Here is a 25,005-nt window from a genome sequence, read left to right on the forward strand (position 1 = left end):
TTCTATCCATCATAAATCCTATTCTATCAATGGCTAGGATTGTGATTTAGTAAAGATGGATAGATTTATATTATGAGAGATAGAAAGTATCCATAAATCATTCATTATGGAGGGAGGAAAATGCCACAAAAAATTATTAACGTAAAACCAATTAAAGAGAAAGAGGTATTGAAAAATTTCTCGAATGAATTATTGAAAAATAAACATGGGCAAAGAGATTATACAATTTTCGTGTTTGGGATTTTTACAGGATTGCGTATTTCAGATATATTGAATCTGAAAGTTAGTGACGTAAAAGGAAAGTTGAAAGCTGATATTGTAGAAAAAAAGACAGGGAAGAAAAGAACACTGAATCTAATGCAATTGACCAATCAAATTATTAAATACCTAAACGAGGAACATGATGGGGAAAGTGAATGGTTGTTTCCATCACCTAGAGATAATACGAAGCATCTGGCAAGCCATCAGTATTACAAAATCATGCAAAAAACTGCTGAATCGCTCGATTTAGATTATATTGGTACGCATACATTAAGAAAAACCTTTGGGTATACCTATTATCAGAAAACAAAGGATTTAGCGAGCCTAATGAAGATTTTAAATCATAGTTCACAAAGCATCACTTTAAAATACATTGGAATAGAGGAAGAAGAACTTCAGTCGAGTTTAGATAATTTTAATCCGTTTCGATAATTCATTTATATTATCAAAACAAAAAGCACAATCAATTAAGACTGTGCTTCTTTTTTTCATTCTTTTTCGCAATAGTATTATATTGTATTCTATTTTCACTGCTTTTTGTATAGAGTGCTTCTAATGCCTTATATTTTTCTTTGTCATTTGAAAAAGTTAGTTGTTTAGAAGATTTAAAATAATTAGATAAGTAAAAAATGAATTCAAATAAACTATCAACTTTATATAAAATCCATTTGAGTTGTTCATTTTTCGTATAGAAAAAGAAACAATCTTCACTTTGAATATAGAGTAAGATATCATCTCGAATAAATTCTGTATTATTTTTCACTCGATACATATTGAAATCTTTCAATTTTTCTCTAATAATAGGCAGTTGTTGTTTAGTAGGAATTGCAATAACATCTAAACTATCTAAAGAATAAGTAGGAATTAGTTGATTCTTTTCGTAAATACTAGAAAATTGAATAGGTATTTCAACATGATGGTGATTTATAAATTTCGAGAACAACTCTTTGTTTTCATTCGATAAGCATTGATTAAATAGCTGAAAAGCTTGGGGTTTTTGACTAAAATTTTTATGGTTGTATATTTTTTTGACTGCACTATGAAAAGAAGCAGTCACTTGTTTTTGTTGATTATTTATTGATATTTTATTGGTTCTAAATCCCAGTGCTAACATTTTTTGTAAGGCATCAGCTTGTAAGTCTAAGTGATTTAAATTGTCTAAATCGAACTTCTTAGAATAATAAAAGTACTTAGATAACTTCTTTTTAGAAATCCATTTATGCTTTTCTAACGTGCTTAAACGTGCTTCTAAGCTGATTCTGTTGCATTGTAGTAGTTTTTCTAAGGTGGATTCATAAATCCCATTAGATGCTATAATTAGGTGTAATAATTCATCACCATCAATTGCTCTTTTGTTGACAATATATTTTTTCAAATTCACTCCCTCCAATAATTTTTTTACATATTTTTTCAGTGATTTTCATTCTCAAAAGTATCCATTTTTACATAGTCAAGAAAGGTTGAAATACTCCAATTTTATGACCCTTACACAGCAGGGAATCTCTCGTTCAAATTTTAGAAAAATTTTTAGGTTGCTACTGTTTTGAAAAATTCACGGAGGTTTCCATTCAAAATTTTAAAAATCTTATCAAAAATGACCGAGTTTTCAAAAAGTTCTCACGAGAGTTTTCGAAAAGTTCTCATCCACAAAATCAAAAAAGCACTTTATGTAGGGTTGATACAGGGATAATGTAGGGTATGGAAATTGCGAATGTAGGGATAATGTAAGGATAGAAAATCAAGAGAAAAAATCGAGAAATTTCTTCTAAGTATCCATCTCGTAATTATCCATTTTTAATTTACTCTATATCTAAATTATACCATCCTGAAACTGATGATGGAAATTTGAACAACGGTTGACAAACTACATGGAGCATATAAAAATTTGAATAGAAAATCTCTGATAATTTTAGTGGAATATACTATTCCATGAATAATTTAAGAGAAAAAAATTCTCAGCCAAGTAAGCTGAGAATCTATTGTTATTCCCAATTGTAAAACCAATCTTCACTATGCTAGGTTTTAGTTTAACTAACTCTATAGATGATAACATGTCAACTAATAGTTAAGCATTTGTTCCATTGTAATAGCCACTAATCAATTTAATAGCATGCGGATTAATTCCTGATATATTTTCTTCTGAAGAACCATCACTCATTTCTACAGAACCTCGAATTACTTTTTCTATTTTTGAATGGCTGAATGCACTATCTTGGATATAATTTACATGGGATACATCTAACTCTCCACTAAATATTGAGTACGCAAATGAAGATTTTCCAATAACAGCCAGAGAGTTAGGTAAGTTTAATAGTCCACTAAATGTTGACTTGTAAAAAGCATATTCACCAACAAAAGTTATACTTTCAGGTAATATCAACTCTCCAGTGAACATCGATGAATGAAAGGAACTCTCACCAATATAATTTAAACTACTAGGTAGTTTTAATGACCCGCTAAATTCAGCATCCTCAAAAGAACCACTGCCATGTTTTGAAATATTTGTAATTTTCATACCATCGATTGTATCGGGTATTTCTAAACTACCAATCATATCGGGAGAGCCATAGGTATAATTATTATCAGATGTACTAGATTTATCTATTGATAAGGTACCGTCACTTAATTTCTCTACTTGAATCCAAATCTCTGTTTCATTTTTTTTAGGATTTGATTCACGTATTTTAGCATATAAATATTCTCCATCTTCTCTGGATGAGTCAACATTTATAGGACATTCTTTTTTGAAAGAACAATTTGCTTGCTCTAGACCATCTGTAAATATAGTAGATAAGCTTGGTTTTAATGTATCTCTAAATAATAAATAACTAATAAATATGAATATCCCGAAAATTACTACTGCCACGATTACGAATAATCCTTGACTTGTTCCATTTGTCATTTAAATATAACATCTCCTGTTTTTATTATTGAACTTTGACATTTGCTATAATCGTAAACGTCGTTCCTTTTGTATCTGTAACAATCATTTTTTGCGAAATTGGATTGTCTTTTGTAACCATAGATTCTCCAAATCCTTTGTATCCGATATAAATACCATAAGAAAACTTGAAAACACCACTATTTTTTAAAATGTTTTCAACAGTATCCATTTTTTTATCATCAGTTACATCTAGTATTCCCACACCTTCAATTTCTATTTTAGAAATTCCATATTTAGCTGTAAGAGAAGGTAGAAACATAAATTCTCCTATATCTTCTGAATAAGTTCTATTAATGGTATAACCAGAGTCAGATAAGTTTGAAATTTTAATAGCTCCTCCAGTTGAGGTATCTCCTGAATTTTCGATATCTTCACCAGTAACTAAGCCAGAAGTAGTTGCTACACCGATAGTGCCAACTCGTTTATTATTAATAGAATCTTCATTTGGACCAAAAATGGCAAAGTCTAAATCACCAAATGGATTATCTGGCGTGATATTTGAAGTATCAGAGCCATCACCATTTTCATTACTATCAGAACATTTATTATTATTTCCCAATCCAGTTTTCTGTGTGGCTTGATTAATAGAATCACAGTATATTTTTGCTAAGCTTGGCTTCATAGTGTCTCTAAATAATAAATAACTTATAAATACAAATATTCCAAATATAACTATTGCTATGATTACGAATAAGGATTCGTTTAGAGGTGGTTACTCAACAATCAGTGAATATGTTTCAAGTTTAATTACGAATGACTTATCACCGCAAGATTTTGCCTATTTAGTAACAAAAGTGAGAGGAAATGTTCCAAGAAAAGTAGAAATTTTAAATGCAACACCTTTTGAAGGGCAATATTCTGCAATACTAAAAAAAGGCTATTTCGCTAGAGGAAATTATGACTTTAGAAGAACAGGGTATGTAGTCCCAGAAGATTTTGGCTTACCAACATACAGTCCAATGAGTTTATATATGCGAACGTATAGTGTTTCTGAGAGTGAAGAAGAAGCTTTAGCAGTAGATATATCAGAATGGAATCAACAAATTATAGATGACAAAGAAACGTATGAAAAAGACTCTGACATGATATTCTTTGATAAAAAGATTCAAAAGGTAGGAAAAATTGAAAATGCTCTATTTACTTTTCGTATAAATGATGAGTTAGGGCAATTGTTGGAAATTACAACAGATGATGCAGATGAATAGTTTAGCAAAGAAAAAATATGTTATTCATAATGTGAAAAGCACTTTCTTCAAGGCAAATGTAACGATTTCTAAATTGGTTGTAAATGGAATAGCTAATCAATTATATGATGAGTTTACCAAGTGTTCAAAAAGCGAGCAGGAACGTTTGTTATTATCTGATGAGCTTGTGAAGTTACTTTGGGATAAATATATGGATAAAATTAATAAAGAAATGTTGGAGGAGATGTGAGTAAAATCATGTCTCTTTTTTTCTCAAAATTATCATCAAAATAGACTTAAAAAACAACCCTTAAAAAACCCTTATTTATCATATGACGCAATAAGGCTCTGTGTCGTAGCTAATGGTAATTTATTTCTATTTATTGATATATAGAATATATGTTGCGTTTTATTTTTAATAATGTTAAAATAACTTTAAATAAATTGATATTTTTGGAAGGGTGAATTTTTTGGAATGGTTTTTTGACTTAGAAATTGAGGAGCAAATATTCATAAAAAAATTCTTATTAGCATCAGGTTCTTTAAAACAGTTAGCAAAAGAATATGAAGTTAGTTATCCAACAGTAAGGATAAGAATGGATAGATTAATTGAAAAGATAAAACTTTTTGATGGAAAGCAAGAAGATTCTTTTGAAATATCCATTATGCAACTAGTTATTAATGAAAAGATAAGCTTAGACATAGCAAAAGAAATTATAAGAAAACATAAGGAGAGTATAGATGAGTAATTTAATAGAAATTCTAATAATTATTGGTGTCATTGCGTTTCAAACGCTAAGCGGATATATAGGAAATAAATATATGGGAGCAATTTTACCAGTTATTTTCAGTGGTATAGTTATATATATCATTGTAGTAGGTGATTTAAATCTATCTATGAGAAATGTATTGATGCCTATCATTGGTTTGGTTTCCTTGATTTGTATCTATGAAGGTGGTAAAGAATCAAAGAAAAAAAAGACACTAAAAGAACTGGAAAAAATGAAAGCTAAGGATATTTCAAACAAGTAAAATAAGATAAAAATTATCTCAAAATATTAGATAAAAACCACTTAAAAATCGACCCTTTAAAAAGCCAGTAAAATCAAGGGTTCTATGATTGTTGACAGAATTAATAGATTGTTGTTAAATCAACGTTTTAAAGCACTATTTTAAAAAAAATATCTCTTAAATGACACGAAAAAATTTTTATGGGGAATTACCCACTAAAATGAAGCTGAGAGGTGTTTTTTAGTATGTAGAAATGCGAATAAGTAAGAAAAACATTGATAAATCAAGAGCTTGCAGAAGATGAAACACGAGTACTATCTAATGTGAAATTTTTGACAGAAGGAATTGATGTTCCTAATTTAGATGCAGTTATATTTTTAGCACCTAAAAAATCACAAGTAGATATTGTCCAAGCAGTTGGTCGAATCATGCGGAAATTTAAAGATAAAGAGTATGGTTACATTATTCTACCTATTGTAATACCAGAAGGGACAACCCCCGAATCAATTTTGGATAACAATAAAAAATATGAAGCAGTTTGGCAAATTTTAAATGCGTTACGTTCAGTGGATGAACGTTTTTCAGCTATGATTAATAAATTAGAGTTAAATAGAAAAAAACCAAAAAATATGGATGTTATTGGTATAGGCGAAGCACCTTCAGATGAAGATGTAGAAAACTCTTCAAAAGGCAATGATAATGAACACTCCTCTTATCAAACTTCTTTAGAGTTAGATTGGGGAGAAATCGAGAACGCTATTTATGCAAAAGTTGTCAAAAAGGTAGGAGATAGAAGATACCTTGAAGATTGGTCTGAAGATGTTGCGAAAATAGCACAACGTCATATTGAACAAATAACCATTATGATTAAAGATAAAAACTCTAAAACCGCTATTGAATTTGATAAGTTTCTAAAGAGTTTACAACATAATATCAATGAAAGTATTGATGAAAAACAAGCAATTGAAATGTTAGCCCAACACTTAATTACTGCTCCTATTTTTGAAGCTCTTTTTGGCGAATATAGCTTTGTAAATAACAATCCTATATCAGAAGCAATGAATAAAATTGTAGAAGAGTTGTCAAGATTTGGTGGGTTTAATAAAGAGCAAGATGAATTAAAAGAGTTTTATGATTCTGTAAAGCTACGTGCTGAAGGCATTGATAATGCAGAAGCAAAACAAAAAATCATTATCACTTTATATGATAAATTCTTCTCTAAAGGATTTAAAGAAACTACGCAACGGTTAGGTATAGTCTTTACTCCTGTGGAAGTGGTTGATTTCATTGTTAAATCAGTCGATGATGTGTTGAAAAAACACTTTGGAAAAGCTATTGAAGATGAAGGGGTTCATATTTTAGACCCATTTACAGGAACAGGTACTTTTATTGTTCGGACTTTACACTATCTAAAAGATAAGTTAGCAAATGGAAAAATAACTTTAGCTGATATTACGAGGAAATATACGCAAGAATTACATGCAAATGAAATTGTGTTATTAAGTTACTATATTGCAGCGATTAATATCGAATCAACTTTTGCAGAGATGAATCATGCAGAATATAAACCTTTTGAAGGAATTGTATTGACTGATACGTTTGAATCAACGGAACAAGAAGATACGTTAGATGACTCTTTCTTTGGAACAAATGATGAACGGTTGAAACGTCAGCAAGAAGTTCCGATAACAGCAATAGTAGGTAATCCACCTTATTCAATTGGACAATCTAACGCGAATGATAATAATAAAAATATAAAGTATATAAATTTAAATAAACGTATAGAGGAAACATATAGTAAATATTCTAATGCTAATTTAAATAAAGGATTATACGATTCTTATATACAAGCTATCCGATGGGCTTCTGACCGTTTAGGAGATTCAGGAGTAATTGGCTTTATAACTCCAAATTCCATTATAGATAAAGGAAGTTTTGATGGGTTTAGAAAGACATTGTATGAAGAATTTAATCACATATATTCAATCAATCTAAGAGGAGCAATAAAAGGAAAGGTTGGAGTAGATGCTACAAAAGAGGGACAAAGTGTTTTTAATATACTAATTGGAACTGCAATAACTATTTTAGTGAAAGATGATTCTGAAAGTCATTCAATTAACTATTTTGACATTGGAGATTTTTTAAATAGAAATAAGAAGTTGAAAAAAATTTCAGAGCTTAAGTCGATAAAAAATATTTCTTGGACTACAGTTTACCCTGATGAAAATAATGATTGGATTAATCAACGAGATGAAAAATACGCGAATTATCCAAAAATGGCAGGAGAAATTTTTGAAGATTGGGCAGTAGGAATCAGCACGAATAGAGATGCGTGGGTAATTAGTTTTAGCAAAGAAAATTTAGTCGATAATGTTCAGCGAATGATTAAACAATATGAAACTGAACGTAATAATTTGAAATTAAATAATTCAACTACAGATATTGATAGAGATAGTAGTAAAATTAAATGGTCGTCTGGTTTAATTGATAAACTAAATAAGCAGGTTGAAATTGATTTTAACAACAATCGTATCCAATTAATACAATACAGACCTTTTACTAAAAAATTTATTTATTATGAAAATAATTTAGTTGAAAGACCGGGAAAATACCGCAATTGGCAAAAAGGAAATCCTATAATTTTTATTACCGGTAAAGGTTCACGGAGAGAATTTTCCACTGCAATGATAAATTTAATACCTAGTTTAGATTTAATAGAGAAAGGACAAGGTTTCTATCAATGGCACTTAAATGAAGGGAATCTTCTTTCTGAAAAAAGTGATAATGTGAATGACACAAAGCTTGGATTGTCAACTACAGATACTTTTTACTATGTATATGGATTACTTCATTCTAAAGAATATCGAGAAAATTATGCAAGTGATTTACAGAAAGAACTTCCTCGTATTCCAAAAGTCAAAGAAAAAGAAAAGTATGTAGAAATTGGTAAAAAATTAGCTGATTTACACTTAAATTATGAAGATGTTCCTGCATATGACGGTGTAAATATAGTCTTTAAGTCAGATAATCCAAGTTTTAAAGTGAAGAAGATGAAACATCCTAAACGTGGACAACTAGATACCATCATTTTTAATGAAGATATTGTTATAACAGATATTCCTGAACGTGCATATGAATATGTTGTAAATGGAAAGCCTGCTATTGAATGGATTATTGACCAATATCAAGTGAAAAAAGATAAAAAATCTGGGATAGTGGATGACCCTAACGAGTTTTCAGAAAATCCAAGATATATATTTAATCTGTTGTTATCTATTATTAATGTCTCTATGCAAACAATGGATTTAGTAGAAAGTTTACCGCCATTGGAGATAATTGACTAAAGTTTAAATAGTTACAATAAGAAGCCTTTATTTAGGCTTTTTATTGTGTTTGAAAATATTTGATAGAAGAATGGAGTAGATAAGTTTGAATATCCAGAAAGCACTAATCGAGCTAACGATAAATGGAGTAGTTACTTGTAAACAACTTGCTGATTTTTATGATATGTTTCATGAAAATAAAGAATTTAAGGATGCAGTTGATTTTCTAAGTGGAAGTATCCATATTGATATGGGACAACTAAAGGACGAATTGTATGCTTCTGAAGATTCCCACCAATTAGGAGTTGTAGAATATATGCGAAAATATTATCCTTCAGCAATCTTATTGATAAATTTAATTCCTAAAGATAAGAGAAGATTCGTTCATTGAAATTTATCAATTTTAACCTGTATCTTTGTTATAAAAAGGTGAATAAGTAGTGATAATTTTGGGTTATTTTTATGGAGATATAGCTAAACATATTTTTAATGTTGAATTGTTTATTTTTTAAAAAAATTTTACTGGACTACAGATAAGATGCGTAAAAAAGTCCTCATTGAGTATGTAGTCCAAGCCATTTAAAGGGACAATTCAACTATTTTTTGAGGTATAATATACCTGTAAAAGTTAATAAAAAGAACAGAATTTTGGCTTCTAACATGCACTGGAATCGAGGAGATACTATCGCTTTAACGCAGGAAAAAGCGATAGAAATGCTGATATAACAGCACTTGACCTTAACAACTATGGGCTGCCCGTTAGCAGATATCCTAACCGATTCTATCCATGATGCACTAAAAGAAGTACCAGAAGTGAACGGAATAGAAGTCAAATTAGTTTGGTATCCAGCATGGACCACCGACAAAATGAGCCGATATGCACGGATTGCGTTGGGTATTCGCTAGAGATTAATCGAAAGACTAAAACGATTTTTTTGACTTTAGATGTATACACGATTAAGAAAATATAAACTCTTTTATTAGCTTTTATAAAAAGTTAGTAAAGGAGTTTTTTTGTTTTTTAGAAATTTATGATAGCTGATCTATTAGATAAAATGTTGTTTATTGAAAAAATGATATATTTTTTGCTAAAAATGTTGAAGAGATATCAAAATATTTTATCTCTTTTTTGAATGGTTCAGAAAGAATTTTTATATTTTCTTGAAAGTATGATGTCTAAAATATGCAGTAGCAGGGGCTTAATGAACTGAGTGATGGGTGTTCGAGAAGTTATTTTACTAGATTTTTATTAAGCTATGGATATTATTTCATAATGATTTGTTTATAAAATTCATTGTTCAAAAAAATGAAATAAAAATAATTGTTTCAATATTAGTTTAAAATAACTATATAAAAGTTGTATACTTAAACTTAAGAAAAAACTAATAAAATAGAGGTGTATAAATGAAGATTAGAAGAATCACTATAGAAAATTTATATGGGTATGCATATGATATAAAGTTCAATAAAAATCTTACTATTCTTTATGGAGTAAATGGTAGCGGAAAAACTACAATTTTAGATATAATTTGTTCTATAACTTCTGGAAACATATCCTCAATTTTCAGATACAAATTTGATTCAATGAATATTGAATTTAGCAATTCTATTTTAAATATTATTTCAAAAAGCGACTGCTATGAAATTTTTTTTAATAATAGAAGTAGTAACAAAAAGATAATAATAGAAAAAATGGATAATGATATTATTATAAATAAGAATGAGTATATAAATATTCATTTTGAAAATGAGATAAAGTATGTAAATAATTTTGAACGTTTATCTTATTCAAAGGAATTAAAAGTTATAAATGAAAAAATTAGTCAGGAATTTGAATTAACTTATATTCCACTTAACAGAGAATTTAGAGGTTATAGTGAAAGTAACATAACGCAAAGTAATAAAATTCGTAAAAGAAAAGCTATGAAGTCTAAGTTTGATAATCAGATTAATTCTTTTTGGGGTGTACTAAATCAGGCAAACATTTATTACGAAGAATATGAACGAAGAATTCTAAGACAAGAACGACAAGTGAGAACACTTCTTGAACGACAAATAATTGAAAAAATGGCTGAGCCCATAGAAGATATTAATCTCTTAAATAATGTACGTGCATATGGAAATATTGATATTGAACAAATAGGTGAGGGATTAATAAATAACGTAGATGGAAGGGTTAAAGATAACATTCAAAAGCTTTTAAATATCTATTTAGAAAGTAAAGAGAATATTGTTAAATATAAAAAAGGAGAAAAAGTCGATAAATACATTAATGAAATTGTTAAACAGCAAGTCTCATATTTTCAAATAAAAAAAGTATATGAAGTTTTAGAATCGATTAATCCACATAGAAAAAGTATTGAGAAGAAAAAAGAAAATTTAAAAAGAACGCGAGATAATATAAATAAATTATTAAAAGACACAGGAAAAAAAGTCTTGTATGATGATGTAAAAGGATTATATGTTAAAAACTTCAAGACTGGAGAAAATTTAAGTTTGAATAGTTTGTCTTCTGGTGAAATACAATTAATAATTTTCATGGTTTTTTCTCTTGTAAAAAATCAAGAGCCTGGCGAAAATAAATTGATAATGATAGATGAACCAGAGTTATCTATGCATATTACGTGGCAAGAACAGTTGCTACCCTTAATGACTGAACATATAGCAGACAATAGTCAAATGATAATTGCAACACATTCTCCGGATGTAATAGGAGAGATGTATGATAAGTGTGTAGAGGTGAAACCAAATTGAACAGTTTGCCAATAAGAAATGATAAAAGTATTTTTGCAGATGCAACACTCAGAGGCTCTGCAGAACCGAGTGCCTTTTTTTTGTTTATTGAAGATGAAAATACGCCGTTTATTTATCAGAAAATTGTAAATAAAGTCGCACCAGAAATAAAATTAGATAAAATATATTCCTTAAAATCCAAAAAAAATGTTTTAGCACATTTTAATGAATGGAAAACAAAAGAAAATAATATTAAAAACTGTTTGTTTATAATCGATAAAGATTTTGATTATTGGAAAGAAGAAACAATACTAGAGGATATACACCTCTTAGAATTACCTTGTTATACGCTAGAAAATCTATTTTTCAATATAAATGCTGCTCAAATTATTATGAGCATCTATAACAATGGAGTTGATTTGAAAAATTATAACGACGATTACTGGAAAAATTGGATAGACCAAACATTTGAAGAATTAGAAAAACTATTTTTATTATTTGCGCTAGTTATAAAAAATGATCTACAACTACCAAATTGTAATACTAAACCACAATATTTCGTAGATTTTAAAGACGGAAACCCTAAACTGAAAATTGATGTTTTTTTGAGTTATAAAGAAAATATTAAGGGAAAATTGTTAGAAAAAAGTATTTCCATGGAAAATGAAATAAGAGCAATTAGGGATTTTTACGATGACGGAGGTAGAATAGATTACCACTCCTTGATAAAAGGAAAACATCTAATGTATGCTTTGATTGCTAACATTCGTATTTTACTTGATAAATCTATTCCTAATCCGGTAGATAACTCTCTTTTAACAACGTTAGTTCATGAACTCCCATCGGCAAATTTTAGTTGTTTTGAGGATAGGTTAAAGCAAATTATTTAACTTAAATATTCTAATAATTAATTATTAGTTATACATGAGTGAATAACTATCTCTAAAAGGAAAGCTTTCAAAATTAGTTTCTAAGGTTTACATAAATAGACCATCCCATCATTAGTTGATGGGTTGGTCTATTTTTTTTGCATAAATAACAGAAGACCTGCTTTCCAAAAATTGATATACTATAAAAAAGGAGGCGGAAGCCATGTTAAAAAAAGTTCTGAAATGGTCTGTGAAAAGAAAAGAAGAGAGAAAAAATGCATTGAGAAAAAAGAATTGGAAATTAAGACAAGAAGGTAAAGATCCCCACAAAGGATGGAACCCAATGATCAATACGGGATTGGGAGGCCTAAATAAAGTAAGCAGAGGCGAACGAGGAGAAATAGATAATAGAGCTTATTTCTTAGAAGAACAAAAACACGCCAGAAAAGATAAAGAAAAAAAAATCATCTATAAACATGAGGAGAACTGGTATGAATAACGGGTTAGAAATTGTGTTGATCATAGGCGTCATTGCGTTTCAAACGTTAGCTGGATATATTGGGAACAAGTATTTAGGCGCGATTTTGCCAATCATTTTCAGCGGAATCATTGTCTATCTAGCAGCAGTTGGACAATTGGATTTTTCGTTTAGAAGTATTTCAATCTCTCTTCTAGGGCTCAGCGCTTTGATTGGTGTCTATGAAGGCGGGAAGGAATCAAAGAAAAAAAGAGCAGCAAAAGCAGCAGGAATAGATCTTGTTGAGGAGAAAGTTGAAAATGGAAAAAGTTGAAAATTTCTTATACAAACTGCATGCAATCATGATTAATATATTTATGGTGCTATTTTTCTTGTTTTCGGTTTACGCAGTTATTGGACCGTTACATAATAAGTCGTGGAAACTTTTAATGATAACGTTCTTTATGTTTCTATTAGGCATTACAGGCATTTTGTTTTCTTATCATACATACTTACAAGCATTTAAAGGAAGAAAAAGTGTTCGGATCATAAAACTATTCGATATTTCTGCGATTGTTACGTTTGCATACATGACGGCTTTGGCGTCTTATTTGCATTTTATCGAACATTATCCTGATTCGTTTAAAATGATCATTTACGGTGGTGCAGCAACAGCTTTAGTGAGTTACCGTTTTTTGATACATCAAAAGAAAGAGCAAACTTAGCAACTATGCTTTTATGTGTAGTCGATTTTTTAGGGATATGATATACTTAAATAGAAAAGAGGAGTTGCGCTAACAACTCCTCTTGGGATAGCACCGTTTAAGTCGGCGGCACAGTTTCATATAGTTGCAAAAATAACCGTAAAACCGGCTAAAGTTTAGAATACGGTTATTTTTTGTCGTTTTTATTGCTGATTGAAAGTATCAATGTTGCGAAAGCTACCGCAAACATCAATGCTTCATATACAGACAAGCTTATTCCTTTCTAGGGATCAAGCCGAAAAACAACATAGGCATCACCCCATTTCTCTTGGGATTAGCCACCGCATAAACTTTACTATCTGTTGCTAGTGTACCATAATAGGCAGTCTGAATCCTTGACTTTCAAGTATTTGGACTGTTTTTTTATTCTTTTCATTTTGCTGCTTATTTTAATGCAATAAGGTTGGTCGGGATTTTAAAAGTGGAGTAAACTATAGTTGGAATTTCTATTAAAAAGGAGGAAAACAAATGTCCATGATTTCAACGATTTTGCTTATTTTTACTGCACTAGAATTCTTTTATATCATGTATCTGGAAACTTTTGCTACGACATCAGATACAACTGGACGGGTTTTCAATATGACCAAAGAAGAACGGAACAGACAATCAGTAAAAGTGTTATTCAAAAATCAAGGAATATACAATGGTTTGATTGGTATCGGCTTACTTTACAGTGTTTTTTTTGCCGCAGCATCTCTTGAGATTGCTCGTTTGCTGCTAATCTATATCATTTTAGTAGCACTTTATGGAAGCATCACCAGCGACAAAAAAATTATTTTGACCCAAGGAGGCTTAGCAATCCTCGCGTTAGTTTCAACATTTTTTTAAAGAGGCCTGTGTCATCTTTTTATCAATAAAGGCTTACGGAAAACGAAACGCTTAAGTCAACGAGAAAAAGATTATGTAAATATAAAAATTCTTTTCAAGGAATTTGTAAGAAAAAGATAAAACTTTCACTCTTCTATCCTCTAAGCTATAATTATTTTGTTAGTTCTATATTAAAGGAGGAAAAGAGATGAAAAAAGCAGTATTCAGCATGATTTTTGCCGCAGTCCTTTTAAGCGGTTGCGGAAGTACGGATCAATCAAGCAGCAATTCCAGCGAAAAGGCGACAGAAGCTTCTTCTACAACAGCTTCGTCGGTGGCGATCCTCGATAAATTTGAAAATCAAGAAGAGATTGGTGAAGGTATCTTGAACCTGACGAACGGCTCAGAAGATACAGCACATGGGGAAGAAGTAACGATCGAGTATGATCCAGCAAATGTACCGACGACTATCACGATTAACACAGAAGACATTGATGAAGACCATCTTTCTTATCTTTATGCAGATGGACAGCTTTTGACTTCAGATGAGTTGGGCCACACGCAATTGAACGTGGAATTGCAAGGTGTTCCTTCTTCAGTCGTCGAAGGGAAGCATGTGCTGCAGCTTGTTCAATATGATAATGACAAAGAAGACGGCAACATCATTACTTTTAAACAACAGCCTTATACAGTCAACGAGAAGAGTTAGAAACCGCAGAAAAGTATTGCAAAAAAATTTCTTAAAAGAAAGAAGTCTTTTTAATGAAATATAAAGTATCGATCATCTTGTCAAGTTTGCTCTTACTATTGCCAATGGCGGTAGGGATATTTTTGTGGGATAAGCTGCCGGAAAATATCCCTACTCACTTTGATGCCAACTTTTCGGCAAATGGTTGGAGTTCAAAGCCATTTGCTGTTTTTGGACTGCCTTTAGTATTGCTTGGGATCCATTTAATGGTTCTTTTTTTGATGTTGAATGATCCGAAAAACAAAGATAATCGTTTCATTATGAAAGGATTGCTGTTTTTGATGCCGATGCTCTCTATCTTTATGTACAGTTTTACTTTTGTGTATGTATTTGATATAGATTTAGGCGGATGGGAGAAAACGATTCCGAATCTTTTCATCGGATTTGTTTTTATTTTTTGCGGCGTGATCCTGAGAGTTGTCAAACAAAATTATACAGTTGGGATTCGTCTGCCTTGGACATTAAGCAGTCCCAAAAATTGGGAGTTAACACATCGCTTAGGCGCAAAAACATTTATCTGGGGCGGTGTACTGCTGTTAGTGACGAGTGCTATAAGGTGGAACGATCTTATTCTAGTCATTGTTTTGTTTGTCGTTGGTATCCCATCGATTTATTCTTTTTGGTTGTATAGAAAAGGGATATAGATAATTAAAAAAAACCTCGATATCCGCGGATACCGAGGTTTTATGTTTTATTTTAAAGGCTTAGTACCAGCCGTTTGCCATCCAGAAAGCTTGCGCTGCTTCCCAAGAGCCGTAACGAGAAGCTACATATTGTTCAGCAACACGTTCTTGGTTCGCTGCAGAGTAGTCGCCATTTAGGTAAGAAGAATCTAATTGGTAACGTCCAATGTAACGTCCGTTAGTTGCTGTGTAAGAACCGCTTGATTCTTTTTGTGCGATCCATTCTTTTGCTGCATTTGTGCTGCTTGGAGTAGATGCAGTTTCTGTTGCAGTTGTTTGTGTTTGTGCTGGTTGAGCCGCTTGTTCCGTTTGAACTGTTTCAGTTTGTTGTACAGGTGCTGCTTGTTGTGTTTGCGCTTGAGCTTGAGCAGGAGCTGCTTGAGCTGTGTCACCTGTAGGAATTGTCAATTGTTGACCTGCATAGATCACATTGATATCTTGAATTGAATTTTTATCTGCGATTTGTTGGATCAATTCGTTGCTTCCAGCAAATTTAGTTGAGATTTTAGATAATGTATCGCCTGATTGTACTGTATAAGTTGTATCAGCGAATGCAGAAGTTCCTAACATAAATGCCGCACCAGCAGCCAAAGTTGTTCCTAATAGTAAAGTTTTAAGTGATTTCATGAACGATCTCCTTTTAATCTTTTTGATTCGTTTGTTGTTTCTTACAACGATGACTACTTTACCATGTGAAAATATTTCATAGGTGAATGTCAGATGACACTTAATGACAAAAAACTATTTATTTGTAATAATTTTGTTGCAAAAGAACATGAATTTTTCTGAAAACAAAATAAAACCTATAATAACAACGTTTTTTGAAGAGATAAATTTTTCAAAAGCCAAGATAAATAACGATCTATTTTTGTCAAAAAAGGTAGATTTTTTTTAAATAAATTATTTTTCTGGAAAAAAACACGAAAATGACAGGAAACAGCGTATTTTTTTTTAAAATGTAACAGAAATGATACAATAGAAGAAAAGGAGGCGGGTCGAATGAGCAGATATCAAAATATCCTTGTCGCAGTGGACGGTTCAAAACAATCAGAGAAAGCTTTTGCTGAAGCGGTGGACCTTGCAAAAGATAATCAAGCGAATCTATTCATCGTTTCAATCATCAATAAAGTAGAATTGACACATAGTGCATTTGCTTTTTCAAAACTTTATGCAGAAGAAAAAGAAAAAATCGAAATAGAAATGCTGAAAAAAATCAACGATGCAAAAGAAGCAGGGGTGGAAACGATTCGAGCAATCGTAGAGACTGGTGAACCAAGAGAGTGGATCTCATCACTTATTCCGCAGCAAGAAACGATTGATTTGATTGTTATGGGAGCTACAGGAAAAGGAGCCATGCAGCAGGCATTTGTTGGTTCGACTGCGTCTTATGTCGTTAACCATGCGCCTTGCGCTGTGCTAGTCGTCAAATAAGGAGGGAATAAAGTGAAACCTCAAGATGTACGTGCACCTAAGGAAAAACTTGAAGTTCTCGCGATTATCGAAGATGGAACAAAAACGAAAAAAGGCTATTCAACAGCATTTGTCACATGGAATGGCAAGAAAGCTGTCGCGATTCGCTGGGATGGAGAACAAGAAACAGACAAAGGATTTCCAGTAACTGCAAACGGCTACCACGCTTCTTGGTTTATTTTGCCAAATGATTTATCAGAAGCATACAGCAAAGATTATTTAGAGAAAGAAAGCAGTCTGTCAAAATTAGAAAAATTTTTAAAAGACTAAATACAAAATGAGCTCTCATGCGATACTTTCGCCGAGAGCTCATTTTGATTAGGAGTGAAAAAATGAAAAGTTGTTTGGGATGTATATAGAATAGAGCGGGGAGCTTAAATGAAGCTTAAAAGTAAAAAAAAATGTTATTTATTCCGAAAAGCGAAAAGCTGTTTTTTACTTTTAAAAAACCAAAACAAGTTTTTAGCAAGTTCTTCTTATTTTTATTATGATAGAAAAAAGGAGTGATTCGATGGATGCTGGAATGGTTTTGAGAAAAGTGAAAGAATTATGTAAAGAAAAAGAGTATGAAGAAGCAAAACAATTGATTGAAAAGAATAAAGAAACACTTGAAGATAAATATACAGTTGCTTCTGAATATATCGATTTAAAACAAAGTTCGCTGGTAAAGAGATTAAAACACTTTATTGATTTTCAATCGAAAAAAGACGATCAGATTTAATGGATCAAAATTACTTTTGTTTTCGATAGAGAAAATAGAGCCAGAAAATCAAAAGTGTTATGGAAATCATGAGTCCCGTAATATGCTTCATTAATACAGAAGCGGGTTCCCAATGACGGAAGGTAAAAATACGAAAAGTAAAATAAGCCACTGGGAATGTTAAAAATAACACCGATACTTTTGCTTTTGTCCATTTGATAAAATAAAAAAGTATAGAAAGCATAATGAAAAACGGGATATAGAAAACAAGTTCACCAAATAAAATCACATAGATACCTCCTGTAAAATAAACTTCCGACCTACAAAGTAACATAGAGTGGAAAGAGAAGCAAGCGGTTTTTTGTGATTTTTAGACAGATAAATAAAAATGTATTTTGAATGTTTTTTTTGTAACTGTTATACTATTTTAGAAAAGAAAGGTGGTGTAATGATGGATCACATGATATTAGAAGTGGACTTGCATCTAGTCAATAATATCCGAGTCATCTATTATGTTGTCAGCAATAGTGTAGAAAGAAGGGTATTGATAAATAAAATCAATGGTCTGCTGGCGAAAAAAGATGTCCATCGTTTTAATGATGGAAAAGGCAGCTATTACAGCATACCGATTGAAAAAATCATTTATACGACAGTAAACATCCGTGAAGATCTCGATACCAAAACATTACATGAACCGATTTTTACGACATATTGACCGGTCGTTTAGAAAAGAAATAGTTCTGCCGGTTGAAGGGAAGTTGAAAAATGAATCCTTATGTGGAAACGATCCAAGAGTTAGTCGATGGAAAAATCGATCAAATCGAAGTAAAGAGAGAAAATGTGATCTTGTTCCGCGAAGCCTGGCTCCAACGCGAAGATCGAAAATTTGTGGTTGGAGAAGCACAATTAGGCGGTCATGTCATCTATCGATACGATCCGACTCGATTGTATTAGAAGTATTTCTCAAACAAAAAGCTCGAGACGATTTTCGTCTCGAGCTTTTTGTTCTACGCGAGTGTTTATTTGAAGAAATTTTTGAACTTATCTGTGATACCATTCAAATCAACGTTTTTTATTGCTTCTGTTGCTTTATCAAAATAACCGCCGAGTTCATCCTTGTGATCATTAGCAAACTGTTTTGCTTCGTCGACTTTTCCATTTTTCAGCAATTCTTTTACTTTTTCCATCAGTTCTTTTTGATCCATTTTTATCCCAGCTTTCTTTTGCTTTATTAATATGAAGTAATTGTAACAGGTGAGGAAAAAACACGCACGGATAACGCTGTGATACCTAACTGTGGACGGAGAATAAAATCCTGCTGCAGTCCGATTTCTTTTGTTTTGTGTCACGATATGATGGATATAAGAAGAACACAATAAAAAACAGGAGGAACAAATGATATGAAATTTTTAAAAGGGTTGTTAGCCATCGTAGTTGTAGGAGGTATCGCTCTGTTTGGCTTGAAGATGTACACAGAGTCGCAATCAGGAGAATTGGCTGCTACGATCGATCAAGTGAATCCGTTGGTACCAAAAGGAGAACGCTATGTGAAAACGAAAAAACCGGACGAAGTAAATGATTATGGAACAGCAACATATATCCAACAAGCAGCAGATGAAAATGGAAATGCCAGAGAAATCCGGTTTAATGGTATCTCTGTTTTGAAAGAAGAACGCTACCTGAAACTATATACTAAGGGTGGACATGTCGAAACGTACGAAGAAGTCGACAAAAGCGAAGTTCCTGAAAAAGCATTAGCAATTATTGGATAAAAAATTTAAAAAAATTTATTCGTATTCGCTGAATCTGCATAAAAAACAGCCAAGAACAAGTCAATAAAATAGGAACAAAAAACCTCAAACAGAATTTTTCTGTTTGAGGTTTTTTTGCAGCTGAGCCATTAGCAAGTCGTTGCATATAAAGACAAAAATCTTATTATAATCTGCTTTTTCGTTGTTCAAGTTTTTTGATCAGCGCCTGAGGAAGACCGACAAGTTCGGCGACAGCCAAAGCAGACTGAATGAGTTGCAGCTCTTTTTTTAAATCACCTTGGAAGTGGTAAAGATTTGCTAAACGTTCGATGTATTCATAACGTGTGTATTCTGTATGGATAATCAAAAAGTGCAGCAGATCAATCGCTTTTCCATAGTCTTTTTCTGCATAATAGGCAAGAGCTTGGCGATATAATTTGATCTCAAGTTCATTTAATGAGGCAGGGCGATAGCGTTTGTTCCATTCGTTGACAGAAACTTTTTTCTCTACATTGCCTTCGGAGTCGCGGACAATGATGATTGGCATTTCATTCGGATGAGGTTTCTTTTGAATAAATTTTTTCATCACGCTTCCCCCTTGGACCATCGAGTTTGTAACTAGAGTATAAAATATTCTAATAAATAAAGCTAGACATTATTCTAAAGTCAACATTTGACCACCCATCGCAGTAAAAATCGTTTCAAAGTCTTTGATTGGGACTGCACGATTTTTGGTACCATAAGGATCATTGACGTAAATCGTGTTTTTGTCATAGCCTGTGACGATGCAAGCGTGATTAAGCGGCGTCACTTTTACTTGACCATTTTGAGTCGTCCAAATCATAAAGTCGCTGTCATCGGGAACTTCAAATTGGATCGTTACGGATGCCCAAACAGGTTGTCCTTTATCTAATGCTTTTTTGACGTCTTTGAGAGAAGCGTCTTTTTTTGAGTTTACCTGATGATCGTCCTGCACGATTTTCTCTGCAAGTTCTGCGACAACAGGAACATAAGCACCCATTGCCCATTCGCCGTCGCTGATTTCACCAACAAAACCATCGTTAGGATCGCCATGTGTCCCGTCAGGATTTAGGACAGGCACATAAGTCAATTGCTCAGCCAGCTGATTTTTCGTTGTTTGATAACCATAAAAATTAAGCAGCATGGAAAGAGAAGTGACTTCACAGCCATTTCCTAATGCAGGTTCATCAAATTGGTTTTCTAATGGAACATCAAGGAGGACTTTTTTGTTTTCTTTTGTATCTTTTTCTGATTTTGTTTCTTCAGTGGAAGCAGGAGAAACGTGCGTTGGAGCTGATTTTTTTGTTTCGCGGGTAAAAGCAAGGATACCCAGAATAAGTAACAAACAGGTGGTGACAATGATGAAAAGCCTTTTTTTGGAATGCAGCTTCATAATATGTAAATCTCCATTTCATTTATAAATATTTGTTTATTATACATAAACCTAACGTAAAATGTAAGGGAATTACTCTGGGGCATTTTTAATGAAGCCCTCTTTTTTCTCATTTTAATGAGTATTTTAAAGTGTTCCAACTGTTAAAAAAGAACAAAATGTTTAGAAAAAATAGACATAAACAGCACTATTTTTAAATAATCACGAATTATTTTAAGGAATCTGACTATTTTGATTGTGTAACCGAAATCAGTACGATATAATGCCTATAAGGTTCTATTGATAGGGTTGTCGGTATAAAGAACAACGATCCTGATTTCGCAATGAAGCTTACATCGAAGCGTTTGATTTTCACAAACGAATTTTATGTTCCCCGTCAAAACAGAACAAGAGACGCTTTTTATCGGGTAAGTATTCATCAGAACAGGATTAGCAGTAGGCAGGAGGATTTCAGATGACGGAAGAAATGATTGTATTAGGAGAAAGATACTTATGTAAGCCAATTGGTTTTACAAAAAAAGTAACCGGTGAAGTAGTTTCTAAAATGACGAATTGCGCCGTGATCAAAGTTTCCCAATGTGCTGCGGAAGATCAAGAACTCTTAGAAGAAAAGGCGAGTATGGTCGTTGCAAAATATGAAACATTCGAATAATCGTCAATAATAAGTGGGCTCGCAGCAGGACCAATGTTGCGGGTCCATTTGGTGTCATCTCCAAGAAGCGTTGGAGACGAGAAAAAACGCGCCAGGAACTTTCCCTTTATAATAGGAAGTTTCTGACATGGCCGCGGAAAGGTTGGTTTTAGTTAAAATGGTCGATACATTTACACTTTTGTTGTTTTTATTTGTAGTTATTATGTTTTTGTTTCTCTGGATCGTGCGCAGAGAAATCATTTATAAAGCTGTCCGTAAGAAAGGGATCTATCTGATTGTTCCGCTGCTGGCGGTCTTTGCGGTAGGGTTCACTTTGATGAATCAGCCGACATTAGACGAGCTGCTTAAAGGGATTTTAGCTGCGATGATTTTTTTGAGTTTTTTACTAGATTCGCGTGGAATAACAGAGAACGGATTGGTATTGAACAGTTTTGATAAGAAAGGTGTTCCTTTTTCTGAGATAGAAAAAGTCGTGCTTTACCAGCCGGAAGGATCGACAGAAGTGAAAATGAATTTTTTCAGAAACGGCTGGAGAGGACCATTGCTTAAATTTGCTGTTCCTTTAGAAGAATTGGTCGCTTTTTTGTCTACGCATATGAGAGATGATGCAGAAATAGATATCATGGTCGACTCTGAATAAAAGACCTGTTCTTTTGTCCAAAAAATAAAAAAGAGCTGTTGAGGTTCCCCTCAACAGCTCTTTTGGTTTTTCTCATTTTTTCTTAGCGGAAAACTTTGAAACGATCTGCATCGTTCATGTATTCTTTTTCGCCAGCAGGAGCTTCAGTTGAACCGAAAACTAATTGTGAACGTAGTTTCCAGTTTGCTGGGATGTTGAATTCTTTTGCAACAGCTTCGTCGATTACTGGGTTGTAATGTTGCAAGTTAGCACCTAGACCTTGATCTTCTAAAGCAACCCATGTGTTTGCTGTAGCGATTCCGTTAGATTGTTCTGACCAATCTGGGAAGTTATCAGCATACAATTCAAATTGTTCTTGCAAGTTTTTGATGATGTCTGTGTCTTTGAAGAATAAAACAGTACCAAAACCGTTTTTGAATCCTGCTAATTTAGCTTGTGTATTTGGGAAAGCTTCAGCTGGTGTCAATGGTTTCAAAGCTTCTTCAGTCATTCCCCATAATTTTTCGTGAGCGTCACCGAAAAGGATAACGGCACGTGTTGATTGAGCGTTAAAAGCTGTTGGGCTTTCTTTTACAGCTGTTTTGATCAATTCTTCGATTTCTTGTTCGCTCATAGAAACGTTACGTCCTAAAGCGTAGATTGAGCGGCGGTTTTTCAATGTATCTGTAAATGTAGTCATAATGTAATTCTCCTTTAAAATGGTTGATTAGATTGTGTATCAGTTGTTGATTACAAAATGAAGTATAGCGCCTTACAAAAAGTAAGTAAACTATTTTGCTTCGCAATTTGTAAAAAAATCTAAAAAGGTGTTTTTTTCTGGTTATTTAGAGCTGTTTGCTGGGTTTTTATCGAAAATCAGAGTATATTGATTAGATATATGTATATTTATTCTTATCATTTTGTCATTATTTTTTTGGGATTTTTATAGAAAATAAGTTTATATTTCTTAAATAAGTTTTTTAGTTAAATTTTTCGGTAAATATGTGTATTATTTTCTGAAAATTTAAAGAATTGGGGTAAGGATTATGGAAAAACAACAAGACAAAGGATTTTTCGGACAGCCGCGAGGGCTATCCACGTTGTTCTTTACAGAAATGTGGGAACGATTCAGCTATTATGGTATGCGTGCGCTGCTTCTTTATTACATGTACGATGCAGTAACATCTGGCGGATTGGGACTTCCAAAACAAACCGCATTGTCGATCATGTCGCTATATGGTGCTTTAGTATATATGACAAGTATCATTGGAGGATGGGTCTCTGACCGAGTATTGGGTGCAAAACGTACAGTGTTTATTGGTGGAGTCTTCATCATGTTTGGGCACATCGTTTTAGCAACGCCGTTTGGAGTAGGTGCTCTATTTACTTCGATGGCATTGATCATCACAGGTACAGCGTTCTTGAAACCAAATGTATCTGGTATGGTTGGTCATTTATATTCTAAAGATGACTTGCGCCGTGATGCTGGCTTCTCGATCTTCTACATGGGCGTGAACTTGGGTGCGTTGTTGGCACCGCTGATCGTTGGTACATTAGGTCAAGAATACAACTATCATTTAGGTTTCTCTCTTGCTGCATTTGGTATGTTTTTCGGTTTGCTACAATATGTGATCCAAGGCCGCAAAACGTTAGACGGTATCGGTATGACACCGCCAAATCCATTAGAATCTGAAGAACGTAAAAAATTGATTCGCAATTTAGTGATTGCTGTCGTGATCATCGCGGCAATTTTCGGTATCGCTCAAGTTACTGGTTACTTGACTTTTGAATTCTTCTTGAATGTTACAACAGTATTGGGTATCGTATTACCGATTTTCTACTTTATCAAAATGCTGACTTCAAAAGATGTTGCACCAGAAGAAAAACCAAAAGTAATTGCTTATATCCCATTGTTCTTGGCTGCAAGTGTTTTCTGGTCTTTACAAGAACAAGGTTCATCCATTCTTGCATTGTTTGCAGATGAAAGAACAAACAATACATTGTTCGGTATGACGATCCAACCAAGCTGGTACCAATCATTGAATCCAATCTTTATTTTCATGTTGACACCGATTTTCGTTACAATGTGGACAAAACTTGGTAAAAGACAACCATCAACTGTTGTTAAATTCTCTCTAGGTTTATTGTTCGCAGGCTTGTCATTCTTATTATTGATGATGCCAGGTGTCTTGTTTGGAACAGATGGAAAAGTAAGCCCATTATGGTTATTAGGAAGCTTCTTCATCGTTGTTATCGCAGAGTTGTGCTTGTCTCCAGTTGGTTTATCTGTAACGACAAGACTTGCACCGCGCGCTTTTGAATCACAAACAGTAGCAATCTGGTTCTTAGCTGATGCATCATCACAAGTTATCAACGCGCAAATCGCTCGTTTTTACACACCAGCAACAGAATCTGCTTATTTCGGAATCGTAGGTATCGTAGCTATCATCGGCGGTGTCTTACTATTCTTGCTGAAAGAACCAATCAAAAAAATGATGGGTAACGTAAATTAAGCATAAGCTTTCGATAAAAAATAGTGATTGAACGTTAAGAAAAAACAAAAAGAAACTGGCTATTGGTCCAGTTTCTTTTTTTGTCGTTTTACCCGTAAATTT

32 protein-coding genes and 2 pseudogenes are annotated in these 25,005 nt (G+C 32.8%); 25 read left to right on the top strand and 9 right to left on the bottom strand.

The window, feature by feature from the left end; all coding sequences use genetic code 11:
• The first annotated feature begins 120 nt into the window (after positions 1–120).
• Positions 121–693 (top strand): tyrosine-type recombinase/integrase, encoded by a 573-nt coding sequence (locus IGI64_RS05550; protein WP_429939795.1) that lies wholly within the window; start codon positions 121–123, stop codon positions 691–693.
• A 31-nt stretch (positions 694–724) separates the two neighbouring features.
• Here IGI64_RS05550 and IGI64_RS05555 read toward each other — a convergent pair whose 3' ends face one another.
• From IGI64_RS05555 to IGI64_RS05565, 3 genes are all read right to left on the bottom strand, one after another.
• A complete protein-coding gene (locus tag IGI64_RS05555) occupies positions 725–1,636 on the bottom strand; it encodes a hypothetical protein (RefSeq protein ID WP_429939796.1) in 912 nt (303 codons plus the stop codon).
• A gap of 690 nt (positions 1,637–2,326) precedes the next feature.
• Complete coding sequence (locus IGI64_RS05560; protein ID WP_429939797.1) at positions 2,327–3,163, bottom strand: leucine-rich repeat protein; 837 nt, start codon at positions 3,161–3,163, stop codon at positions 2,327–2,329.
• Between the two features lie 25 nt (positions 3,164–3,188).
• Positions 3,189–3,827 carry a hypothetical protein gene (locus IGI64_RS05565; protein WP_430596480.1) on the bottom strand — a complete coding sequence of 213 codons (639 nt, stop codon included), beginning with the start codon at positions 3,825–3,827 and terminating at the stop codon, positions 3,189–3,191.
• Positions 3,828–3,885: 58 nt separating this feature from the next.
• Between IGI64_RS05565 and IGI64_RS05570 the strand changes: the two genes are divergently transcribed.
• The 15 genes and pseudogenes from IGI64_RS05570 (at position 3,886) to IGI64_RS05640 (ending at position 15,745) form a co-directional block, all read left to right on the top strand.
• A complete protein-coding gene (locus IGI64_RS05570; RefSeq protein ID WP_429939799.1) occupies positions 3,886–4,410 on the top strand; it encodes a hypothetical protein in 525 nt (174 codons plus the stop codon).
• On the top strand, positions 4,403–4,639 hold the full coding sequence (locus IGI64_RS05575; protein ID WP_429939800.1) for a hypothetical protein: 237 nt from the start codon (positions 4,403–4,405) through the stop codon (positions 4,637–4,639). The genes IGI64_RS05570 and IGI64_RS05575 overlap by 8 nt, the downstream gene beginning before the upstream one ends.
• A gap of 220 nt (positions 4,640–4,859) precedes the next feature.
• Positions 4,860–5,138: a DUF2089 family protein gene (locus tag IGI64_RS05580; protein WP_428266207.1), complete on the top strand. Its 279-nt coding sequence runs from the start codon at positions 4,860–4,862 to the stop codon at positions 5,136–5,138.
• Positions 5,131–5,421, top strand: coding sequence for a hypothetical protein (locus tag IGI64_RS05585; protein ID WP_428266205.1), 291 nt, complete (start codon positions 5,131–5,133; stop codon positions 5,419–5,421). Before IGI64_RS05580 ends, IGI64_RS05585 begins: the two co-directional genes overlap by 8 nt.
• A 269-nt stretch (positions 5,422–5,690) precedes the next feature.
• A pseudogene (locus tag IGI64_RS05590) lies at positions 5,691–8,744 on the top strand (type ISP restriction/modification enzyme); the annotation flags it as partial.
• Positions 8,745–8,829: 85 nt separating this feature from the next.
• Positions 8,830–9,114, top strand: coding sequence for a hypothetical protein (locus IGI64_RS05595; RefSeq protein WP_113817211.1), 285 nt, complete (start codon positions 8,830–8,832; stop codon positions 9,112–9,114).
• Positions 9,115–9,455: 341 nt separating this feature from the next.
• Positions 9,456–9,629, top strand: a pseudogene (locus IGI64_RS05600) (metal-sulfur cluster assembly factor); the annotation flags it as partial.
• 498 nt (positions 9,630–10,127) lie between these two features.
• Positions 10,128–11,477: an AAA family ATPase gene (locus IGI64_RS05605; protein ID WP_429939804.1), complete on the top strand. Its 1,350-nt coding sequence runs from the start codon at positions 10,128–10,130 to the stop codon at positions 11,475–11,477.
• On the top strand, positions 11,474–12,346 hold the full coding sequence (locus IGI64_RS05610) for a DUF4435 domain-containing protein (protein ID WP_429939805.1): 873 nt from the start codon (positions 11,474–11,476) through the stop codon (positions 12,344–12,346). Before IGI64_RS05605 ends, IGI64_RS05610 begins: the two co-directional genes overlap by 4 nt.
• Before the next feature lie 202 nt (positions 12,347–12,548).
• On the top strand, positions 12,549–12,824 hold the full coding sequence (locus tag IGI64_RS05615) for a hypothetical protein (protein ID WP_429939806.1): 276 nt from the start codon (positions 12,549–12,551) through the stop codon (positions 12,822–12,824).
• Positions 12,817–13,116 carry a hypothetical protein gene (locus IGI64_RS05620; RefSeq protein ID WP_034862984.1) on the top strand — a complete coding sequence of 100 codons (300 nt, stop codon included), beginning with the start codon at positions 12,817–12,819 and terminating at the stop codon, positions 13,114–13,116. Before IGI64_RS05615 ends, IGI64_RS05620 begins: the two co-directional genes overlap by 8 nt.
• Entirely contained in the window at positions 13,103–13,507 is a 405-nt protein-coding gene (locus IGI64_RS05625) for a hypothetical protein (protein ID WP_429939807.1), read from the top strand. The genes IGI64_RS05620 and IGI64_RS05625 overlap by 14 nt, the downstream gene beginning before the upstream one ends.
• A 507-nt stretch (positions 13,508–14,014) precedes the next feature.
• Positions 14,015–14,374, top strand: coding sequence for a DUF1304 domain-containing protein (locus IGI64_RS05630; RefSeq protein WP_429939808.1), 360 nt, complete (start codon positions 14,015–14,017; stop codon positions 14,372–14,374).
• Between the two features lie 187 nt (positions 14,375–14,561).
• Complete coding sequence (locus IGI64_RS05635; RefSeq protein ID WP_429939809.1) at positions 14,562–15,062, top strand: hypothetical protein; 501 nt, start codon at positions 14,562–14,564, stop codon at positions 15,060–15,062.
• Between the two features lie 53 nt (positions 15,063–15,115).
• Positions 15,116–15,745 carry an SdpI family protein gene (locus IGI64_RS05640; RefSeq protein ID WP_034862979.1) on the top strand — a complete coding sequence of 210 codons (630 nt, stop codon included), beginning with the start codon at positions 15,116–15,118 and terminating at the stop codon, positions 15,743–15,745.
• Positions 15,746–15,805: 60 nt separating this feature from the next.
• Here the strand turns inward: IGI64_RS05640 and IGI64_RS05645 are convergent, their stop codons facing one another.
• Entirely contained in the window at positions 15,806–16,411 is a 606-nt protein-coding gene (locus IGI64_RS05645; RefSeq protein ID WP_429939810.1) for a LysM peptidoglycan-binding domain-containing protein, read from the bottom strand.
• A gap of 372 nt (positions 16,412–16,783) precedes the next feature.
• Here IGI64_RS05645 and IGI64_RS05650 point away from each other — a divergent pair, with 372 nt between their 5' ends.
• From IGI64_RS05650 to IGI64_RS05660, 3 genes are all read left to right on the top strand, one after another.
• Positions 16,784–17,215 (top strand): universal stress protein, encoded by a 432-nt coding sequence (locus IGI64_RS05650; RefSeq protein ID WP_429939811.1) that lies wholly within the window; start codon positions 16,784–16,786, stop codon positions 17,213–17,215.
• A 12-nt stretch (positions 17,216–17,227) separates the two neighbouring features.
• A complete protein-coding gene (locus IGI64_RS05655) occupies positions 17,228–17,524 on the top strand; it encodes a hypothetical protein (RefSeq protein ID WP_429939812.1) in 297 nt (98 codons plus the stop codon).
• 241 nt (positions 17,525–17,765) lie between these two features.
• Positions 17,766–17,975, top strand: coding sequence for a hypothetical protein (locus tag IGI64_RS05660; protein ID WP_429939813.1), 210 nt, complete (start codon positions 17,766–17,768; stop codon positions 17,973–17,975).
• Positions 17,976–17,985: 10 nt separating this feature from the next.
• Here IGI64_RS05660 and IGI64_RS05665 read toward each other — a convergent pair whose 3' ends face one another.
• Positions 17,986–18,243 carry a glucose uptake protein gene (locus IGI64_RS05665; protein WP_429939814.1) on the bottom strand — a complete coding sequence of 86 codons (258 nt, stop codon included), beginning with the start codon at positions 18,241–18,243 and terminating at the stop codon, positions 17,986–17,988.
• Between the two features lie 162 nt (positions 18,244–18,405).
• On the opposite strand from IGI64_RS05665, the gene IGI64_RS05670 reads away from it, so the two are divergent.
• Positions 18,406–18,669 carry a hypothetical protein gene (locus IGI64_RS05670; protein WP_034862971.1) on the top strand — a complete coding sequence of 88 codons (264 nt, stop codon included), beginning with the start codon at positions 18,406–18,408 and terminating at the stop codon, positions 18,667–18,669.
• 50 nt (positions 18,670–18,719) lie between these two features.
• Complete coding sequence (locus IGI64_RS05675) at positions 18,720–18,908, top strand: hypothetical protein (protein ID WP_016625260.1); 189 nt, start codon at positions 18,720–18,722, stop codon at positions 18,906–18,908.
• Between the two features lie 65 nt (positions 18,909–18,973).
• Here the strand turns inward: IGI64_RS05675 and IGI64_RS05680 are convergent, their stop codons facing one another.
• Positions 18,974–19,159, bottom strand: a complete 186-nt coding sequence (locus IGI64_RS05680; RefSeq protein WP_429939815.1) for a hypothetical protein — start codon at positions 19,157–19,159, stop codon at positions 18,974–18,976.
• Between the two features lie 195 nt (positions 19,160–19,354).
• Here IGI64_RS05680 and IGI64_RS05685 point away from each other — a divergent pair, with 195 nt between their 5' ends.
• Positions 19,355–19,726 carry a YxeA family protein gene (locus IGI64_RS05685; RefSeq protein WP_016625258.1) on the top strand — a complete coding sequence of 124 codons (372 nt, stop codon included), beginning with the start codon at positions 19,355–19,357 and terminating at the stop codon, positions 19,724–19,726.
• A gap of 163 nt (positions 19,727–19,889) precedes the next feature.
• Here the strand turns inward: IGI64_RS05685 and IGI64_RS05690 are convergent, their stop codons facing one another.
• Together IGI64_RS05690 and IGI64_RS05695 are read right to left on the bottom strand one after the other, a co-directional pair.
• Positions 19,890–20,291: a hypothetical protein gene (locus IGI64_RS05690; RefSeq protein ID WP_429939816.1), complete on the bottom strand. Its 402-nt coding sequence runs from the start codon at positions 20,289–20,291 to the stop codon at positions 19,890–19,892.
• A 69-nt stretch (positions 20,292–20,360) separates the two neighbouring features.
• Complete coding sequence (locus IGI64_RS05695) at positions 20,361–21,119, bottom strand: C39 family peptidase (RefSeq protein WP_429939817.1); 759 nt, start codon at positions 21,117–21,119, stop codon at positions 20,361–20,363.
• Between the two features lie 454 nt (positions 21,120–21,573).
• Here IGI64_RS05695 and IGI64_RS05700 point away from each other — a divergent pair, with 454 nt between their 5' ends.
• Together IGI64_RS05700 and IGI64_RS05705 are read left to right on the top strand one after the other, a co-directional pair.
• Positions 21,574–21,771: a hypothetical protein gene (locus IGI64_RS05700; RefSeq protein ID WP_016625254.1), complete on the top strand. Its 198-nt coding sequence runs from the start codon at positions 21,574–21,576 to the stop codon at positions 21,769–21,771.
• A gap of 157 nt (positions 21,772–21,928) precedes the next feature.
• Positions 21,929–22,411, top strand: a complete 483-nt coding sequence (locus tag IGI64_RS05705) for a hypothetical protein (RefSeq protein ID WP_034863126.1) — start codon at positions 21,929–21,931, stop codon at positions 22,409–22,411.
• Positions 22,412–22,493: 82 nt separating this feature from the next.
• Here the strand turns inward: IGI64_RS05705 and IGI64_RS05710 are convergent, their stop codons facing one another.
• Positions 22,494–23,090, bottom strand: coding sequence for a nitroreductase family protein (locus tag IGI64_RS05710; protein WP_034862963.1), 597 nt, complete (start codon positions 23,088–23,090; stop codon positions 22,494–22,496).
• A gap of 346 nt (positions 23,091–23,436) precedes the next feature.
• Here IGI64_RS05710 and IGI64_RS05715 point away from each other — a divergent pair, with 346 nt between their 5' ends.
• Positions 23,437–24,903 (top strand): peptide MFS transporter, encoded by a 1,467-nt coding sequence (locus IGI64_RS05715; RefSeq protein ID WP_016625251.1) that lies wholly within the window; start codon positions 23,437–23,439, stop codon positions 24,901–24,903.
• Positions 24,904–25,005: the final 102 nt, after the last annotated feature.

The sequence above is a fragment of the Enterococcus sp. DIV0210g genome (assembly GCF_050559705.1).
Taxonomy (GTDB): domain Bacteria; phylum Bacillota; class Bacilli; order Lactobacillales; family Enterococcaceae; genus Enterococcus_B; species Enterococcus_B faecalis_A.